The 17,734-nt window shown below is 61.7% G+C and carries 14 protein-coding genes, 2 tRNA genes and 1 pseudogene; 5 read left to right on the top strand and 12 right to left on the bottom strand.

Annotated elements, in window-relative coordinates:
• The first annotated feature begins 2 nt into the window (after positions 1 to 2).
• The 3 genes from hflC to A6W98_RS17565 all read left to right on the top strand — a co-directional run bounded on the left by hflC (position 3) and on the right by A6W98_RS17565 (position 2,759).
• Positions 3 to 923 (top strand): protease modulator HflC, encoded by a 921-nt coding sequence (gene hflC, locus A6W98_RS17575; protein WP_042463826.1) that lies wholly within the window; start codon positions 3 to 5, stop codon positions 921 to 923.
• A gap of 4 nt (positions 924 to 927) precedes the next feature.
• Positions 928 to 1,122: a DUF2065 domain-containing protein gene (locus A6W98_RS17570; RefSeq protein ID WP_042463824.1), complete on the top strand. Its 195-nt coding sequence runs from the start codon at positions 928 to 930 to the stop codon at positions 1,120 to 1,122.
• Between the two features lie 146 nt (positions 1,123 to 1,268).
• Positions 1,269 to 2,759, top strand: a complete 1,491-nt coding sequence (locus A6W98_RS17565) for a DegQ family serine endoprotease (protein WP_042463822.1) — start codon at positions 1,269 to 1,271, stop codon at positions 2,757 to 2,759.
• Between the two features lie 268 nt (positions 2,760 to 3,027).
• Here the strand turns inward: A6W98_RS17565 and A6W98_RS17560 are convergent, their stop codons facing one another.
• The 4 genes from A6W98_RS17560 to A6W98_RS17545 form a co-directional block, all read right to left on the bottom strand.
• Entirely contained in the window at positions 3,028 to 3,258 is a 231-nt protein-coding gene (locus A6W98_RS17560; protein ID WP_042463820.1) for a ribbon-helix-helix domain-containing protein, read from the bottom strand.
• Positions 3,255 to 3,446, bottom strand: a complete 192-nt coding sequence (locus tag A6W98_RS17555; RefSeq protein WP_042463818.1) for a DUF4169 family protein — start codon at positions 3,444 to 3,446, stop codon at positions 3,255 to 3,257. Before A6W98_RS17555 ends, A6W98_RS17560 begins: the two co-directional genes overlap by 4 nt.
• Entirely contained in the window at positions 3,446 to 4,840 is a 1,395-nt protein-coding gene (gene fumC / locus A6W98_RS17550; RefSeq protein WP_042463816.1) for a class II fumarate hydratase, read from the bottom strand. Before fumC ends, A6W98_RS17555 begins: the two co-directional genes overlap by 1 nt.
• Before the next feature lie 82 nt (positions 4,841 to 4,922).
• The gene (locus tag A6W98_RS17545) at positions 4,923 to 5,396 is read right to left on the bottom strand and encodes an SspB family protein (RefSeq protein WP_042463814.1); all 474 of its coding nucleotides are present in this window, start codon (positions 5,394 to 5,396) and stop codon (positions 4,923 to 4,925) included.
• A gap of 907 nt (positions 5,397 to 6,303) precedes the next feature.
• Between A6W98_RS17545 and A6W98_RS17540 the strand changes: the two genes are divergently transcribed.
• Positions 6,304 to 6,381 (top strand) — tRNA-Arg (locus tag A6W98_RS17540).
• Between the two features lie 149 nt (positions 6,382 to 6,530).
• Here the strand turns inward: A6W98_RS17540 and A6W98_RS17535 are convergent.
• From A6W98_RS17535 to kdsA, 7 genes and pseudogenes are all read right to left on the bottom strand, one after another.
• Positions 6,531 to 8,771, bottom strand: coding sequence for a TniQ family protein (locus A6W98_RS17535; protein ID WP_155734837.1), 2,241 nt, complete (start codon positions 8,769 to 8,771; stop codon positions 6,531 to 6,533).
• A gap of 110 nt (positions 8,772 to 8,881) precedes the next feature.
• Entirely contained in the window at positions 8,882 to 10,291 is a 1,410-nt protein-coding gene (locus tag A6W98_RS20540) for an HD domain-containing protein (RefSeq protein WP_247904412.1), read from the bottom strand.
• 43 nt (positions 10,292 to 10,334) lie between these two features.
• On the bottom strand, positions 10,335 to 11,087 hold the full coding sequence (locus tag A6W98_RS20535) for a M48 family metallopeptidase (RefSeq protein ID WP_081251986.1): 753 nt from the start codon (positions 11,085 to 11,087) through the stop codon (positions 10,335 to 10,337).
• Positions 11,087 to 13,057 (bottom strand): N-6 DNA methylase, encoded by a 1,971-nt coding sequence (locus A6W98_RS22040; protein WP_264580080.1) that lies wholly within the window; start codon positions 13,055 to 13,057, stop codon positions 11,087 to 11,089. Before A6W98_RS22040 ends, A6W98_RS20535 begins: the two co-directional genes overlap by 1 nt.
• Before the next feature lie 3 nt (positions 13,058 to 13,060).
• Positions 13,061 to 13,237, bottom strand: a pseudogene (locus A6W98_RS22035) (IS3 family transposase); the annotation flags it as partial.
• 337 nt (positions 13,238 to 13,574) lie between these two features.
• Positions 13,575 to 13,649, bottom strand: a tRNA-Gln gene (locus A6W98_RS17525).
• Between the two features lie 79 nt (positions 13,650 to 13,728).
• Positions 13,729 to 14,562, bottom strand: a complete 834-nt coding sequence (gene kdsA, locus A6W98_RS17520) for a 3-deoxy-8-phosphooctulonate synthase (RefSeq protein ID WP_042463810.1) — start codon at positions 14,560 to 14,562, stop codon at positions 13,729 to 13,731.
• 336 nt (positions 14,563 to 14,898) lie between these two features.
• Here kdsA and A6W98_RS17515 point away from each other — a divergent pair, with 336 nt between their 5' ends.
• Entirely contained in the window at positions 14,899 to 15,828 is a 930-nt protein-coding gene (locus tag A6W98_RS17515) for an HNH endonuclease (RefSeq protein ID WP_042463808.1), read from the top strand.
• Positions 15,829 to 16,285: 457 nt separating this feature from the next.
• Here the strand turns inward: A6W98_RS17515 and A6W98_RS17510 are convergent, their stop codons facing one another.
• Entirely contained in the window at positions 16,286 to 17,560 is a 1,275-nt protein-coding gene (locus A6W98_RS17510) for a Na+/H+ antiporter NhaA (protein WP_042463806.1), read from the bottom strand.
• Positions 17,561 to 17,734 lie beyond the last annotated feature (174 nt).

The raw sequence follows: 17,734 nt of genomic DNA, 5'->3' as shown, positions 1-17,734 counted from the left end.
CCATGAAAAAGAGCGCACTCCTCATCCCTCTCGCCATTCTCGTCGGGGCCACCGCCCTGTCGTCGATGTTCATCGTCGACGAACGGGAACGGGCTCTCGTGATGCAGTTCGGCCAGGTCAAGGGGGTCAAGTCCGAGCCCGGGCTGGCCTTCAAGATCCCGCTGATCCAGGAAGTCGTGAGATATGACGACCGCATTCTCAGCCGTGACATCGATCCGCTGGAAGTGACGCCCTCCGACGACCGCCGTCTGGTGGTCGATGCCTTCGCGCGCTACCGTATCGCCGATGTGGTCCAGTTCCGGCAGGCGGTCGGTGTGGGCGGCATCCGGGCCGCCGAGGACCGGCTCGACAGCGTGCTGCGCGCCAATACCCGCGAGGTGCTGGGCTCGGTCTCGTCCAACGACATTCTCAGTTCCGACCGGGCCGCGCTGATGATGCGGATCCGCAACGCCGCCGCCGAAGAGGCGCAGGGGCTGGGGCTCGAGATCGTCGATGTGCGGCTCAAGCGCACCGACCTGCCGGAGCAGAACCTCGAGGCCACCTTCGCGCGGATGCGGGCCGAACGCGAGCGCGAGGCTGCCGACGAGATCGCCCGCGGCGACGAGGCGGCGCAGCGTATCCGGGCGCAATCCGACCGGACCGTGGTCGAGCTTGTGTCGGACGCGCGGCGCGAATCCGAGATCATTCGCGGTCAGGCCGATGCCCAGCGTAACAGGGTCTTTGCCGAAGCCTTCGGCGCCGACAAGGAATTCTTCGAGTTCTACCGGTCGCTCAATGCCTACAAGGCGGCGTTCGGCAAGGGGAATGCCTCGATGGTGCTCTCGCCCGACAGCGAGTTCTTCGAATATCTCGAACGGGCCGACCGTCCCGTGGTGCCCGCGCCCTCGGCGCCGGCTGCGGCGGCAGGCCCGGCTGCGGATTGACGCGATGGAAAAGATCGTCCTGGGCCTTGGCATGGTCCTGGTCATCGAGGGGCTGGTGTTCGCACTGGCCCCTTCGCGTCTGGAGGAGGCGCTGGAGCTCCTCCGCCGCATTCCGGCCGAGACAAGGCGGCTGATCGGGCTGGCCGCGATCACCCTCGGCACGGGTCTCGTTTGGCTTGCTCAATCGCTTTGGGGCTGAAACACTTGCCGCAAGAGCCACTCACGTCCTGTTGAGGCGACCGGGTCCGTCCCCGTGTTGCTTGCAGGGGTGCGCTGGCGCCATAACTCACGGGAAACGGTCCCTTGCGCGAGGGATGCCGGCACAGCTTTCAGGAGGATATATCGGTGACATCTCAGGCCATCTCTCTTTCGGTCCGGAGCGCGTCGTGGTCGTCGTCGGAACGGTTGCGTCCGCTCTGGGCGCTGATGCTGGGCCTGGTGCTTCTCATGGCACAGACGAGCCTCGCCCTGGCCCGTGCCGCGCCCGAAAGCTTTGCCGATCTTGCCGAGAAGGTCAGCCCGGCCGTGGTCAACATCACCACATCGACCACGGTCGAGGGCCGGACCGGTCCCAATCCGCTGCTGCCCGAAGGCTCGCCCTTCGAGGATTTCTTCCGCGATTTCATGAACCCCGACGGCAATCCGAACATGCCGCCGCGGCGCAGCCAGGCGCTGGGCTCGGGCTTCGTGATCTCGGAAGACGGCTATATCGTCACCAACAATCACGTCATCGAAAAGGCGGACGAGATCCAGGTCGAGCTGTTCCAGGGCGGCACGCTCGAGGCCGAGGTGGTCGGCACCGATCCCAATACCGACATCGCGCTTCTGAAGGTGAAAAGCGACAAGCCGCTGCCCTTCGTGCCCTTCGGCAAGAGCGAGGCGATGCGGGTCGGCGACTGGGTGATGGCGATGGGCAATCCGCTGGGGCAGGGCTTTTCCGTCTCGGCCGGGATCATCTCGGCCCGCGGCCGGGCGCTCAGCGGCACCTATGACGACTTTCTTCAGACCGATGCCGCGATCAACAAGGGCAATTCGGGCGGGCCGCTCTTCAACATGAATGGCGAGGTCGTCGGCGTGAACACCGCGATCCTGTCGCCCACCGGCGGCTCGATCGGCATCGGTTTCGCGATGTCCTCCGAGGTGGTGGCCAATGTCGTCTCGCAGCTCAAGGAATTCGGCGAGACCCGGCGCGGTTGGCTCGGCGTGCGGATCCAGGACGTGACCCCGGACATGGCCGAGGCGCTGGGGCTCGACCAGGCGCGCGGCGCGCTGGTGACCGATGTGCCCGAGGGCCCGGCGGCCGAGGCGGGCATGCAGTCTGGCGACGTGATCCTCTCTTTCGACGGCATCGAGGTCGAGGATACCCACGGTCTGGTGCGTCAGGTCGGCAATGCGCCGGTCGGCAAGGCGGTGCGGGTGGTCGTGTTCCGTGAGGGCAAGACGCAGACATTGCTGGTGACGCTGGGCCGTCGCGAGACGGCGGAAGGCGCCGGTGCGGGCGGCTCCTCCGACGGCTCCTCTGCGCCCGAACCCGAGGCGGCCGAGATCCTCGGCATGACGCTGGTGCCGCTGACCGACGAGCTGCGCGATCAGCTCGGGGTCGGGAACCTGGCCGACGGGCTGGCGGTCAGCGATATCGACGAGACCGGCGAGGCCTATTCCAAGGGCCTGCGGGCGGGCGATGTCATCACCGAAGCCGGGCAGCGTCAGGTCGCCACCGCCGCCGATCTGCAGGATCGGATCGAGGAAGCCCGCGATGCCGGGCGCAAGTCGCTTCTGCTTCTGGTCCGCCGGCAGGGCGAGCCCCGCTTCGTGGCGCTGTCGGTCGAGGAGTAGGGGCGGGCGGCCCGACCCCCGGGCCCTCGCGCCCGCCCTGGCTGGTCGTCGTGGCCACCAAGGGCTGAAAACCGGCGAGAGCGGCCGTGACAAGCCGCCGCTCCGCCCGGATGTCTCTCAAATTTCGTTTGTTTGTTCGCCGCGGACGCTCCCAAGGGAATGGTCCTCTTTGCGGCGGTCCTGACGTTTGGGATGTGGCTTTCAGCTTCTCTGCGAAGCTGGCTGGTGAACGCATGCCGCCGCGTCCCCAGACCAGAAAAGCTGGCGCTCAGCGCTCGTCCTGGCGGCGCCGGAAATGGGTCAGGACATGCACCCGAAGCGCCGAGGCAAGCCCGACATCCATGCCGCGGCTTTCGTCGATCTCGGCGGCCAGCGCGTTGACCGCGATCCCGCGCTCGGCCGCGATTTCGCGGAGCGCGCGCCAGAATTCGTCTTCCAGAGAGACCGAGGTCCGGTGGCCCCGGAGCGTCAGCGAGCGCTTGACCGGCCGCCCGCTCATGCCTCGTCGTCCGGGGTCCGCCTGTGGCCGTCGAGGGCGTCGCGGGCGCGGGTGGCATCAAGCTCCTCCCGCGCCTTCTGACCCTTGGTCCGGCCGAAGCGGGCGGCGTTCTCGTCGCCCTGCGCCTTCTTCGCGGCCCGCTCGCGGGCCTTGCGCGCCTGACGCAGGTTGACGACGCCGCCCGTCATCAGTCCTTGGGACCGATCATGTCTTCGGGCCGCACCACGCGGTCGAAGGTCTCGGCATCGACGAAGCCAAGCGCGATGGCCTCTTCGCGCAGCGTCGTGCCGTTCTTGTGCGCGGTCTTGGCGACCTTGGTGGCGTTGTCATAGCCGATGGTCGGCGCCAGTGCCGTCACCAGCATCAGGCTTTCCTTCATCAGCTTGTCGATGCGGGCGGTGTTGGCCTTGGTGCCCGCTACCATGTTGTCGGTGAAGCTCGACGCCGCGTCGCCCAGAAGCTGCATCGATTGCAGCACGTTGTAGGACATCATCGGGTTGTAGACGTTCAGCTCGAAATGGCCCTGGCTGCCGGCAAAGCCCACCGCCGCGTCATTGCCCATCACATGGGCGCAGACCATGGTCATGGCTTCGGCCTGGGTCGGGTTGACCTTGCCGGGCATGATCGACGAGCCGGGCTCGTTCTCGGGCAGGATCAACTCGCCTAGACCCGAGCGGGGGCCGGAGCCCAGAAACCGCATGTCGTTGGCGATCTTGAACAGCGAGGCAGCCACCGTCTTCAGCGCGCCCGAGAACATCACCATCGCGTCATGCGCGGCCAGTGCCTCGAACTTGTTCCCGGCGGTGACGAAGGGCAGGCCGGTGATTTCGGCGATCCGGTCCGCGACGCGGCCGTCCCAGCCCTTTTTGGTGTTCAGCCCGGTGCCGACGGCGGTGCCGCCCTGGGCGAGTTCATAGATGTCGGGCAGGGCGGCCTTGATGCGGGTGATGCCCTTCTCGACCTGCTTGGCATAGCCCGAGAATTCCTGGCCCAGCGTCAGCGGCGTCGCGTCCTGGGTATGGGTCCGTCCGATCTTGATGATGTCGGCGAATTCGTCCGATTTGGCGCTCAGTGCCTCGTGCAGCTTTTCCAGCCCCGGCAGCAGGACGTCGCGGGCGACCATGCCGATGGCGACATGCATCGCGGTCGGGAAGGTGTCGTTCGAGGACTGGCCCATGTTGCAATGGTCGTTCGGGTGCACCGGGTCCTTCGAGCCCTTGACCCCGCCCAGCATCTCGATGGCGCGGTTCGAGATCACCTCATTGGCGTTCATGTTCGACTGCGTGCCCGAGCCGGTCTGCCAGACCACCAGCGGGAAGTTGTCGTCGAACCGGCCCTCGATCACTTCCTGCGCCGCCGCGGCAATGGCCTCGCCCAGCTTCGGGTCGAGCCCGCCCTGGTCGATATTGACCAGCGCGCAGGCCTTCTTGATGACGCCGAGCGCGCGGATGATGGCCACCGGCTGGCGTTCCCAGCCGATCGGGAAATTCTGGATCGAGCGCTGGGTCTGGGCGCCCCAGTACTTGTCGGCGGGCACGTCCAACGGGCCGAAGCTGTCGGTTTCGGTGCGGGTCTCGGTCATCGCAATCCTCCGGTCGGGTTCGGCCCAGCTAATAGGCCGCGCCGTGCTTCGGAGCAATGCCCGTGCGGCCGGTCCGGACGGGCTACTTGCGGAACTTGTCGAGGCTCACGATCTGGGCGTCGCCGTTTCCGGTGTCATTGTCATGCGGCTCGGCCTCGGGCAGGTCGGAGGCGTCCTCCTCCTCGTCTTCGTCCTCGTCGCTGTCCTGGGTTTCGAAGCGGAGCCCGAATTCGACGGAAGGGTCGACGAAGGTGCGAATCGCATCGAAGGGAATGAACAGCGGCTCGGGGCTTTCGCCGAAATTGAGCGTGACCGAAAAGCCGTCATCGCCGACCGACAGGTGATCGTACCAGTGCTGCAGCACCACGGTCATTTCCGAAGGATAGCGCTGCCGCAGCCAGTCCGCCAGCTGCGCCTCTGGATGGGTCGTGTCGAAGGTTATGAAGAAGTGATGCTCGCCCGGCAATCCGTCGGCGGCGACATCCGACAGAACCGTGCGGATCAGACTCCGCATCGCGGCATGCATCAGATTGCCATACTCGATCCGGTCGGACATTGCGCTGATACCTCTAGGTTGTGTTGGCCCCAGCATAGGGGATTCGACGGTCAGTGAAAGGGGGGCGATGCAATTGCCTCGCCGGCCGCCCGGCTCCATCTCGGCCCGGGCCTGCCGAGTTCGCCGTGCGCCGGAGACCGGGTGACGGCGCGGGGCAGACGATCCACAGGTCTAACCGTCGGCCGCTCAGTCCCGGTGCGATTTCGTTTTCGCGGAGTGGTCTGATCTGATGGAAACAAAAAGAGAATTCTTCACGGTCGCAGGCGCCCGCCACCTTCTCTCTCCGACGACGCGTATCGTTGCCTGGGCCGACGGCCGAATCGGCTGCCTGTCTCCAAGCCTCAATTGGCCCTGACGATCCGGAAGGCAGGGGCGTCGAGCGGAGGCCATCGTCCGAGCGAAAACGCGGACCTCTTCGGCCGTACAGGTGACCCGATCCATGTCGCGGCCCTCGGGTGGCGTGGCCCCGCGCCGGACGCAGGGCGTCCTGTGGCAGGCGAGGTTGCTATGGCAGGGGCAGCCCGTTCCCGAAAAATGCGCGAATGTACTGTCTTGCGCAGATCGACTCCGGGCCACGCGCCGGGGCGGGGGGCGTCAGATCGCCGGTTTGCAGAACAGACGCAGTGTTCGGCGGCGGATCCGCGAAGGCTGCGTTCAAGCTGAGGGGGCCTTGTGATAGTATTTCAAAACATATGCTTGGGAGGGATCGTCTGTGGCGTTGGTCGGCGAGTGGCGAACCGATATCGAAGCCCGACGGCCTCGTGCTCAACCACAAGAGCGGAAATGACAAGCTGCAACCTCCTGCTATGAGATAAATATTTGAAATTGTGTTGCTTTTATTCATTTCTTCCGTGGATGGTCAAGTTGACAAGGTAAGAGATTTGGCTAATACAGCCGAAGGAAGTACGGGCCGTTAGCTCAGCTGGATTAGAGCAGGGAACTTCTAATTCTCAGGTCGGGGGTTCGAGTCCTCCACGGCCCGCCACCATTGAAAATTTGCCAATGCACCATAAGCTTGCACGATTTGGCGGTTTTCATGCACACCCCCTGTCAAGAGACTTGGGGGGCCGTGTCGAAGGTTTCTTCTAGCACACTGGGGTAGAACGGTATTTCAGCATACCCCGTGGCTAGCGGTCACTTACCTCCCTGAGATTTCAGGAGTGCCACAACCGGCTCAACAGCGTTGCGAAGATAGACCGGTCCCACATCCAAGCCGTTCGGGCGGAACGGCTGGATACCTTCGTTCTGCAGAACGGCCCGAATCGTGTTCAAATGCGCAGCGGTTTCGGCCGACAGCATCGATGGCGTCGTATAGATGGCCTCGAACGCAGCGATATCGTCGCGGCTCATGCGCCATTCCCGACGCCTGGTCGTAGGATTCAAAACCAACATCGCAGGCGTGTAACCACCTTCGATCAGAGCCAGGAATTGACCTTTCCCCCGAATACCCGCCGATCGGGCGAAGGCCGCTGCGGTCACCTCTCCCTGGTCGGTCGATGGCTTGCGCTTCGGCGCGGCCTTCGCCTTGAACGCAGCAACCTCAGTGATTTCCACCACAAGCCCGTGGTAGCCGAACACATCAGGACGCTGACCCAGGCGCAGAGAACCCGTCCGGATGGCCGCAATGATCTCGCCAACAGGAAGGTCCAGCCGCTTGTGAACGAGTTGGATCCTCTCCCACCCTGGCTCCTCTGCGGCAACCGGCTGCGCATAGGCCTCCAGCTCCTCAAGAAGAGCTTGGCCGTCCGCAATCCGCCAAGGCGATTTGATCGTTGCGACATTGGTCCTCGGGACGAGGACACCGTCTGCCTTCAACCCGTTCAGTTCGGCCAGGGTTGCGCCGATTGCCTTTCGCAGCGCAATGGGACCAACCAGTGTCGGGATTTCATCAAGAATGTGCTGCCAGGCCTTCGCATCAAAGGTCTTGCGGGCATCGGCACGCTTGTCACCGGGCGCAAACGCGCCCGCTTCTGTCAGGAAATCATCCAGCACAGCCGGGCCGATGCCGGTTTCCTTGGATGCTGACGTGAGGGAGTGGAGGCGCCGCTCTGTCACGGCCTGCCCGAGAAGGTCATCCCCTGGCGCCAACGGCCATATTTCCAGAAAATAGTCACGAAGGATGCTGCGAAAGCCCGCAAAGGTATCGTCATCAAGATAGCTGCCCCTAAGGTGTCGGAGGAGCGGACCCAACTCTCCCTGCGTTACGATGTGGCCTCCGTCCTCCGATCGCATAAGAATGTCCAGAGCCGCTCGGACCCCATCAGGGCCTTGCGAGACATAGGCAAAGCCCGTGGCCTTGGCGCGCCGATCGTCCGGGGCCTTGCCCTGTTTGCGCAGCAAGGCGGCACCGATGAACTCACAGAGTGTGATTGCCGGAAACACCGACTGTGACGCCAGCCATGTGTCGTCCGCAGCGATACCCTGCGATAGACGCTTATCAAGCCAAAGGTCATAGTCGGTAGGATCAATGCGCGCGCAGTCGAATGATCCTGCTCGCAGGTCCGGCAGGATTTCCGCCAATCGCGCGCCGATATCATCCCGTTCGATGGGGCGCGAGCTAGACCACAAGGGAACCAGCGGATGGTGGTGACGGTGGCAAATATCAACACCTCTGCAGAGCCAGTCCCCCCGCAAGGCAATGTACCGCAATGGATGGGGTTGATCGGCTGCATGCTCACGCATGCAGTGTGGACAGCCCCGAATGATCGGATTTCGTAGGGCCCGCGAGACGAAAACTTCCTTCCGAAACCGCATCCGGACGTCTCCGATGCGTTCACCTGTCCAGGAGAGCAGCTCGGCGAGTTGCATGGCCGACAGCCCTGCGCGTTCTGCAAAAATCGCGACGGCCTCTTCGTCCTGCTCCAGGATACGCCGAAAGGTGGTACCGAGATCGAGGGCGAAGTTGGCAGCGTCGGTTCCATTCAGGATTGCCATGCGCGAAAACAGCGACGGGAGCGTCTCGCGGTCAACGGGCTCCACTGTAAGGGCGAGTTTCCGCAGCAAGTACACCTCCTGTGTGCTCAAACGCCCCACGTGTTGCGATACGCGGCTCCATAGCCGTTTCGGGATCGGAAGCGAAGTCGCCATTCGCTGCAAGCGCAGATCGAGAAGAGCCTGTCCGGCCCCTGCGCAATGACAGCCTGTCATCCACGTGTGGCATACCACGGCATTTCGGAAAGAATGGACGCAGGTGCTCCATCTGCGCAGCTTTGTTGCATAATCGAAGGATCTTGCGTCGCCGAGTGGCTTTCGAGGCCGGACATTGCGCTGCTTGGCGAGCAAGAAACCCTTCGTACAAGCCGCTGCAGCCGCTGATTTCTTCGATTGTGCAACAAAGCCCATCTGCGCCTGCGTCAGCCAGAACAAATCGCTCATGATGCAGGTCTTCAAAGCCGCCCCGCATCCAGCTTGTCCTTCACTCTTTATCTTCGGAAGCCGTGATCTGGGTTCCAGAACGCCTTCCGCAACATCGAAATCGTCTGAATTCAGTCCAGCGCCTCTCTTAGTGCGCCCTGCAAGCGTGCCGTCAGTTCATTGCCCTGATTGTGAATTCGCTCATCATAATATACACGATGGATGTTGAATGAGGCGGCACTCGCCACCAATGGCGAAATAGCCGCAATGTCCAGGTAGTCACCTCCAACTTTTACATTAATCTGCTGGGCATCGCCCTTTTCAAATTTTGGTTTGTAGATGGGTCGAGTATAGGTGTCGTGATAGCATCCCTTCAAGACCGCATCGTGAGACTCAAGGACCTTTTTGCAGGCTACTTCGCAAGCATGTTCAATTTTCGCAACGCGGTCATGAGCAAGTACGCCCGTAAACGAAGGAGAGCTTGCAGCTATCTCATCCGCGAGTTTCCAAGCATCGACCATTGGAGGGATCTTGCGCTGAAAGAAATCATTCGCAATGTTCCGGACTGTCTTATCAGGCGCATCCCGGAAGAGATGTAAAGAGCCCCAGAATAGAGTATCATCAAGCAGTAGTGCATTCTCGAGATCGCTCGGTGACTGTATGAAACGCGCAAGTGGGTGAGATTTGCTGATGCCTGCGTTGGCCGCTTGGCCGCCTTCGACAATTTCAAAAATGCGACAGAGAAGTTTGGAAAATAGGAATTCAAGACCTCGGGTCTTCTTGTGGAGATATATTGTTGGGTATAGGTGAAAAAGCGTTACTGTGAATTGCTCCATAGAAATATAGGACTTGCTGTCAACAAAAAGGAATTTTCCATTCGGCCCGTCGCCTACTTGAAGGTTTCTCATCAACCAATTCAAATCCGTCCTTCCGGAGGACACGCCTGCAAAATATGGATCTCGCGCCGCGCAATCTAATCTGTCGGCATCCAACTGACTTGAAACGATCGAAGTGTAGATGCAGGTCTTGTCCTTCTTGTCGATCATGTCAGAAACAGCCTGGGGAAATTCAGTCCCGCCAATTTCTACCAGTTTTTCTTGGATCGACGAAGATGTCAAAATTCGGCTGGTAACCTTTTCATGGTTAGCGGCATCCTTGAGGCCCTCGGAAGATCCCTCATCCCTACTGGCATGATACGACTTTGCGGCGTTTTCGAATGCGTGGCTGAACATTCCATGGCCAACATCATGCAATAGGGCGGCCGCCAAACAAGCTCGACCGTCATTTGACCAGTCTCCATTCCGCACCTCCGGCTCGACGACCCTCAGCATACGCTTCGCTACCGCGTAAACCCCGAGAGAATGGGCAAACCGAGAATGGGTGGCGGATGGGAAAACGAAATCCGAAAATCCGAGCTGCTTGACTCGACGCAACCGCTGGAAAAATTTATCTGAAAGCATCCCTTTCAGGGAGTTCTCAAAGTCGCCTTCAAATTCAATGGCCCCATGAATTGGATCTTTGATCATTTTGGTTACAGTCACGTTCTATCCTCTTCAATTTCCGCGGAGATAAAATTCAATCAGCTTATAGCCCTTCAACTTGAATTCCATTTTCTGCAAGCCAGGTCTTTCTCCAGCGCCAATCAGGAAGATGTTGCTCGACCTTGACCCAGAAACTGGCTGAATGGTCTGGGTGATGAGCATGCGCCAATTCATGGATCACAACGTACTGGGCAATACGAGGAGGTAGGAGGATGGCCTTCCAGTGAAATGAAACGCGACCATCGGAGCCGAAAGACCCCCACCTGAATCCAAGATCCTGAACTTTTACCTCCTGCACATTCGCACCCATACGGTTGGAGAACTCGGCGACCTGCTTTTCGAACCATCGCTGAGCTCTCTGCGTATACCACGAGACAAATATGTCTCGCCCCCGGTGGATAGAGCTGCGTCGCAGGCAGAACCGACCGTTCTTTAGACTGAGGTCAACCAACTGGTTATCAACAAGGCGCAGTCGGTGGCTCCGGCCTAGGTACAGAAAGCCTTCACCCTCGACGAATTCCTTCATCGGAGCACGTTGCTGAAGCCTGGCTTTCTCTTCGACCTTGGTGTGGACCCAGACCAATTTGTCTTCGACGAAGCTGACCAGTTGATCGGCGGGAACTGTCGAAGGCGCAACTATCGACAGGTCCCCGGAACGTTCCACCGTGATCTGCATGGTTTTACGGCGATCACTGCGGTGAACGTCAAAAGCAAGACCATCAATCTCCAGTCGGTGTTCGCTCACGCGAGCGGGCTTTCCGCCAGTGCGAATAGGCGTCATGGGGAGCTTGGACATCAGGCTGCTCGCAGCTTATCATCGTTGGCTTTCGCCTGCTGCATCAACTGATCTGCAAGGGCTTCCGCCTCGTCGACGCCGAACCCCTGGATCTGCGCGTCGAAGATGATCTCAAAAATCTCTGATCTGAGGTTTTCTTGATCGGCCATCTTGTAACTGTTCCACAAAGAACGGTTCGCGCCGATTTCTTCGATAATACGGTCCACCACAATCCGTGTCACTTCGTGCAATGCGCGAAGTTGGTCGGCTGAGGTAGTTTGGTCTGCAGAGCTCGCCGCCAGGACCGTGCGGAGGAAAGGCAGATAGACCTTGGGGATGTCCAGGGTGGTTTCGTCACGGTCGCTGGCTTCGCCGCGAAGCTCGTCGATGATGGCCTGCAACTGCTCGATGATCTGGTCCCACTGCTCGCCTAAGCCTTTCAAAATATCGTTCAGCCGCTCTGACATCTTCCTGAAACGGACCGGATCTGTTTCGAGGTTCTTGCGTATGTGAGAGCGGATCGCGTGTTCCATCTCGGATGCCTTGGCTCGGCCGCCCGCGGCTTGCCCGATTTGATTGTCAAACTCTGCATCCGTCAGTTGCACAGGTGGAATCTTCGGGTCGATGCCAAGGGAGATGACGTGATCATCGATCAGCTTCCGTACCTTGGTACCGACATCTGCCCCGATGACCGGCATATCGCGGTACCGATTGCGGGCGCGTGCCTGCAGATATGCAAATCTCTTGGCGTCCTGCACGAAGGGTAATCCCTCAGGCCGAGGAAAGGTGATTTCCAGAGACTTCAGGAAATCCTTGAGCTTAACGGTGAACTCCGCTCGGGCTTTTTCTGTCGAAAGCACTTGCAGGCAATCTTCGTCATTCGAAAGGTCATCAAGTCCAGCACGTCTGAAAATTTCGATGACCCGGATATGCCGATCCTGAAGCACAGGGATCTGATCATTCAAGCTGACAAGCGCCCCGTCGATATCCTCGTCGGAATAGGCAGCCAAGGCAGCTTTCAGGTGATGCGCGACGCCGAAGTAATCGACAACGATACCGCAGGTTTTTCCGAAACCGGTACGGTTCACACGGGCGATCGCCTGCAGCAGCTCGGCCTCCCGAATAGAACGATCGAGATACATCACACCTTCGATCGGGGCGTCGAACCCTGTCAGCAGCATGGACTTGACGATCAGGAAAGCCAGCGGATCCGACTTGGTGGCATCCTTGTGGAACAAGGGTTTCTTGAACCGTTTGATCCGCATCTCCTGTGCAGACCCGTCAGTCCATTGCCTCCAAGATGCATCATCATTGTTGCCGCCTGACATGATCGCCGCGAACTCGATCTTCTCCAACGTCTCGCGATACCGCCAGGCCTGTACCAATGCCTGAACCGCCGCCGATCTGGTGCAAAGCACCTCATCGTCCATCGCCTTGTCATAGTCGGAAAGCGCTTCGGCCTCTGCCATCAACTCATCACGCGCAACGAGAAACGCAGCCTGATATCGGACCACCGCCGTCCGACTATAGGCCACCACCTGCGCCTTATATCCGTTCGGCAAGAGATTGGTCACGTAATGCCGCAGCATGTCGCGCGCCTTCTCCGCGATCAGGCCGTGGGACTTGAACAGCTCTGCCTTCGCTTCGACCTCCGATTTCGGGATGCCGCCGACAAGGTGGGCGCGCACGTCATGCGGTTCGGGCGACGGCGCGTTGTCGGCGTAGCGCCGGATGTTGAGGTTCCAGTCATTCGCTTCCAGCGTGTCGATGTCGACGATGGTCGAGAAACCGGGGATCTCGCGGTATTCTTCGAAGGTGGTGACGATCTTCTCGATATGCTCGGGCATCAGGTGGTTCTGAGCGCGGCCTTCGAAATACTCGCGGTCGGCGTTGATGAAGAGAACCTTGCCTTGCCGGTCGGCGGGCTTGCCGGAAACGAGGTTCGCGCCGTCATGCTTCTGCTGACGCAGGACGATGACGCAGGCGGGGATGCTGCTGTCGACCTCGGCCTTCCTGCCCCACTCATTCAGTGTCTGGGGCGCACCGCCGATCTTCGCGGAAATCGACATGACTGCCTGCCAGCGCGATCCATGCTGATCCTCATTGTTGAGGACCAGGCGCACCGCACGCTCGTGCGGTTCGGGCGAAAACTTGTTCGTCCTCTTGCTCATGATGCTCCATCTTGCTCAGGAGTTGGAGCCTCCGGCAAACCCGGTGCGGTTCACAGGTCGGCCGGCCGCTTTACCGCTTCGGCGAGGAGGTGGGTGCGTAGCGAAACCGACAGAAACGCGGGCGCGCCGAGGCAGCGGATTGTTTCGGGCCGACGATGACGAAAGTAGAAGATCCCGTTTCTGCGAACGAGATGAAGCCCCCACTTTCTCGACGGTTCGCGCGTTCTACACCGCGCATGATGTGAACCAGTTTGTGAACCACCACGACGTGGTGACGGCAGGCCGGCCGCTTGATCAATGGCTACCCCATTGGGAGTATATAAATTTATAGTGTGATTGGCTGGGGCGGTAGGATTCGAACCTACGGTGCGCGGTACCAAAAACCGGTGCCTTACCACTTGGCTACGCCCCAACGTGGACGCGTAGATACGAGATGCCCGGACCGGCTTCAAGCCCATTTTGACGAAAAAATGAGTCCGGGCACCGTTTGTTCAGATCGACAGCGGATGCGCCTTGGCGAGCCGGTCAAACGCCATCAAGGTCGCGATCAGATCGGGCATCTGGTCGAGCGGGATCATGTTCGGCCCGTCCGAGGGCGCGCTGTCTGGGGCCTCGTGAGTCTCGATGAAGACAGCCGCCAGGCCAAGGGACACGGCCGCGCGGGCCAGCACCGGGGCGAATTCGCGCTGTCCGCCGCTCGAGCCGCCCTGGCCACCCGGCTGCTGCACCGCATGGGTCGCATCCATCACCACCGGATAGCCGAGCCCGGCCATGATCGGCAGGCTGCGCATATCGGTGACGAGGGTGTTGTAGCCGAAGGACACGCCGCGCTCGGTCAGAAGGATCCGCCGGTTGCCGGTCGATTCGATCTTGGTCACCGCATTGCCCATGTCCCAGGGCGCGAGGAACTGGCCCTTCTTCACATTGATCGCGGCACCGGTCTCGCCCGCGGCCAGCAGAAGGTCGGTCTGGCGGCAGAGAAAGGCCGGGATCTGCAGCACGTCGACGGCCTCGGCCGCGGGGGCGCATTGCTCGGGGCTGTGGACATCGGTTAGGACCGGCACGTCGAGCTGGCGGCGCAGCTCGGCCAGCACCTCGAGCCCCTTGTCGATGCCGAGGCCGCGCCGTCCCGACAGCGAGGTGCGGTTCGCCTTGTCGAAGCTGGCCTTGAAGATGTAGCCCGCCCCGGCGGCGGCGCAGGCCTCCTTCATGGCGCGGCCGATCATCAGGGCGTGGTCCAGGCTTTCCAGCTGGCAGGGGCCCGCGATCACCGTCAGGGGGCGGGTATTTCCGACGGGCAGGCCGCCGATCTCGATATGTTTCATGTCAGGCCGATACTCGTTCGCGAAGGGTGGAAACGGTTTGCGGGATCATGGGGGAAATGCCGCCGAAGATCAAAAGGGCAAGCGCGGTATTTTCGAGGCCGCGCGGATCGGCCGCCTGGCCGGGAGGTGCATTCGGCGGTTGTCATGCCAGGCCTCTCGATCTTCAGGTAGCCGACCTGCGGGGCAGGGGAGTCTGTCCGGCCTATCATCGCAACAGCTGTGGCCTCTTGGACTGTAGCCACGAGGTGGTGTGCGTGCAGGATGCCAAGCATGGGGGCGGCTGCGCTTCGCGCAAGAAATCCTTGCGTCTTGCCTGGCAGCGGCTTTCCTGGGCGCATGGTTAAGCTGGTCCTCCTTCATAAAGCCGACTCGATCTACGAGGACGAGCCCGACGTCGTCTATGATTTCCCGCGGTCCTACCTGAAGGCCGTGGAGCAAGCGGTCGGCGACTGGATCGTCTATTACGAGCCGGTCAAAGCCGGGCCGCGCGGCTACTTCGCGGTGGCGAAGATCAATCGGGTGATCCCCAAGCCTTGCGCCGAGGGCCGGTTCTTCGCGATGATCGGGCCCGGGAGCTTTCTTCCTTTCGACCGGGAGGTGCCGCGGCTGCTGGACGGTCGTCCACTGGAAGCCGCACTGACCGAGCCGGATGGCACCCCGAAGAAAGGTGGCGCGGTGCAGCTGGCCGTCAGGCGCTTGCCCGAGCCGGACTTCGCCCGCATCGTCAATTTCGGCCTGCCGCAGGACCTCGAGCGGATCGAGGCGACGCGCTACGATCCGCCGTCGGCAGAACTGGCCGAGGGGGCCGAACTCTTCGAGCGCCCGGTGCTCGAGCGCCTCACCCGAAGACCCTACCGGGATGTAGTGTTCCGCCGGAAGGTCCGCGCGGCCTATGGATACCGCTGCGCCATGTCCGGCCTGATGCTGCGCAACGGCGGGGGGCGGCCCGAGGTGCAAGCGGCCCATATCCGCCCCGTCGAGAGCCAGGGGAACGACACGGTCCGCAACGGACTGGCGCTGTCGGGGACACTGCATTGGATGTTCGACCGGGGCCTGATCTCGGTGGCAGAGGACTGCGAGACGATCCTCGTGTCGCACAACAAGGTGCCGGGCGACGTCATCGGGCGGCTTCTCGCGCCGGATGGCAAGCTCGTCAGGCCCGAGGATGTGCGCGATGCACCGCACCCCGAGAACCTGCGCTGGCACCGGGAAAACGTCTTCGGCCGCAGCCTTCCCGAGGGACCGGCTCCATCCCTCCCAGCGTGAGCGACGATGACTTCGAGGCGGATGCCCAACGGGTCACGGGAATTCACGGCTGAGTTGAACCGCAGATCAAACTGGCTCAGCGCGGCGCCTTCAGAAACTGTGGCGCCGCGTCGTGTTTCAAAGGTGCAATTAACGACCGGGCAGGCGGCGGCGTTCCGCCGTTGTCTTGCCTTCTCCGCCTATGGTTCACCGGGCTTGACGATCATGCGCATCGCTCGGCCGTCCTTCCCGCTATCGCAGCCCCTTTCGGGACGTGACCGGGCAAAGCACATGCAGACCCGCCCCCCTGCCGGGCGGGATCCGGGCTTCTACAGGGGCGCCGCCGGTGCGGTCTTGTAAGGCTGCATCTGCCCCGGGTTCGATCCCGCTATGCCTGTCCTGCAAGGCAATAGGGCCGCAATACAGGCCAGGCTTTGGGGATTTGTCCCGCGGCCTGATGTTGCGGCCGCGGGCAATCTCAGCTCTGCTTGCGAACCCGCATCAGCTTGCCCGCGCCGAAGGCGATCAGCGCCGCGACAAAGCTGAACAGCGCGCCCATCTTGGCGGCTTCCTGCACGTCGATTCCATCGAGGGTGACGCCCGAATTGAACGCGACCGAGGCGATGAAGAGCGACACCGTGAAGCCGATGGCCGCGACGCAGCCCACGACCAGCAGATCGGCGGTGCGCATGCCCTGCGGCAGGCCAAGCCGGAGCGGCCGCGCCGCCAGCCAGCCGAACAGCAGCACGCCCACCGGCTTGCCGATCAGCAGCCCGGCCAGCACCAGCCAGGTCGGCACGCCGATCGACGAGAACTCGACCCCGGCATTGCAGAGCCCGAAAAAGAACAGGACGATCTCGACCGGAACCTTCAGATTATGCTCGATATGGTTCAGCAGGTCCGTCAGATACTGCTCGGCCTCCGAGAAGATGCCGAAGGCGCGGTCGGCATGCGGGATCGCGGGCACCACCGGCAACAGCCCCAGCGCCGGGTGCAGCCCCGCCTCCTGAAAGCCGAACCAGCTGGCAGCCCCGGCGAGGGCATAGGGCCAGAAGCCCAGATAGCGGCGCACCCAGCTTGAACAGGGGCGCATCTGACGGCCGCGATCCATCCGACGCGGCAGCCAGTTGAACAGCAGGAAGGTCGCCAGCGCCGCCCCGACCGACAGCAGCAGCCACAGGGGCTGAAGATCGCCCGAAGGGTAGAATATCGCCAGGATGATCAGCCCGGCCGCATCGTCGGCAATGGCCAGCAACAGCAGGAACCGTACCGCCGGATGCCCGGCGCCGAAGACGATCCGCCCGACCAGATAGGAAAAGGCGATGTCGGTTGCGGTCGGGATCGCCCAGCCGCGATGGACAGCGTCGAAAGTGGACGAACCCAAGATCGCCGCAAGCCCGAGATAGACCGCGATCGGGCCGAGCATGCCGCCCAGCGTGGCGAAAAGCGGCGTTGCCGCCTTGCGGCCCCTGAGCGAGCCGTTGCGCAGGATGATCGCTTCCCAGACTTCCTTGGCGGCGATGGCGAAGAAGAAGGCCATCAGGAGGTCATTGACCAGGTAATGCACGGTCAGGGTCCGGCTGACATGGCCTCCGACCTCATGCGCATGACCGATGAAGAAATCGTCGATCAGGACGTATTCCACAAAATCATGGTAGGAATTCGGATGAAAGTTGACCCAGATCAGCGCCGTGACGGCGCCCCCGATCAGCAACAGCGAATAGGCAGTCACGAAATTCCAGACTCGGTACATTCCTCCGCCGTTCCCCTCTCTCGCTCTGTTGGAAGTGGCATAATCGAAGCGGAAGACAGGGGCAACCGGCCCCGCGGCCATTCGGCGGTCCCGAAACGCGCCGATCCGGTCCGTCCTGTCGCGCAGGCGGCGGGATGCCCGATCCGCGGGCAGTCGCCGGACGCCACGAATTGC

Origin of the sequence: Rhodovulum sulfidophilum DSM 1374 (assembly GCF_001633165.1) — a bacterium.
GTDB lineage: Bacteria > Pseudomonadota > Alphaproteobacteria > Rhodobacterales > Rhodobacteraceae > Rhodovulum > Rhodovulum sulfidophilum.
This window is presented reverse-complemented; position numbering and strand designations above follow the sequence as displayed.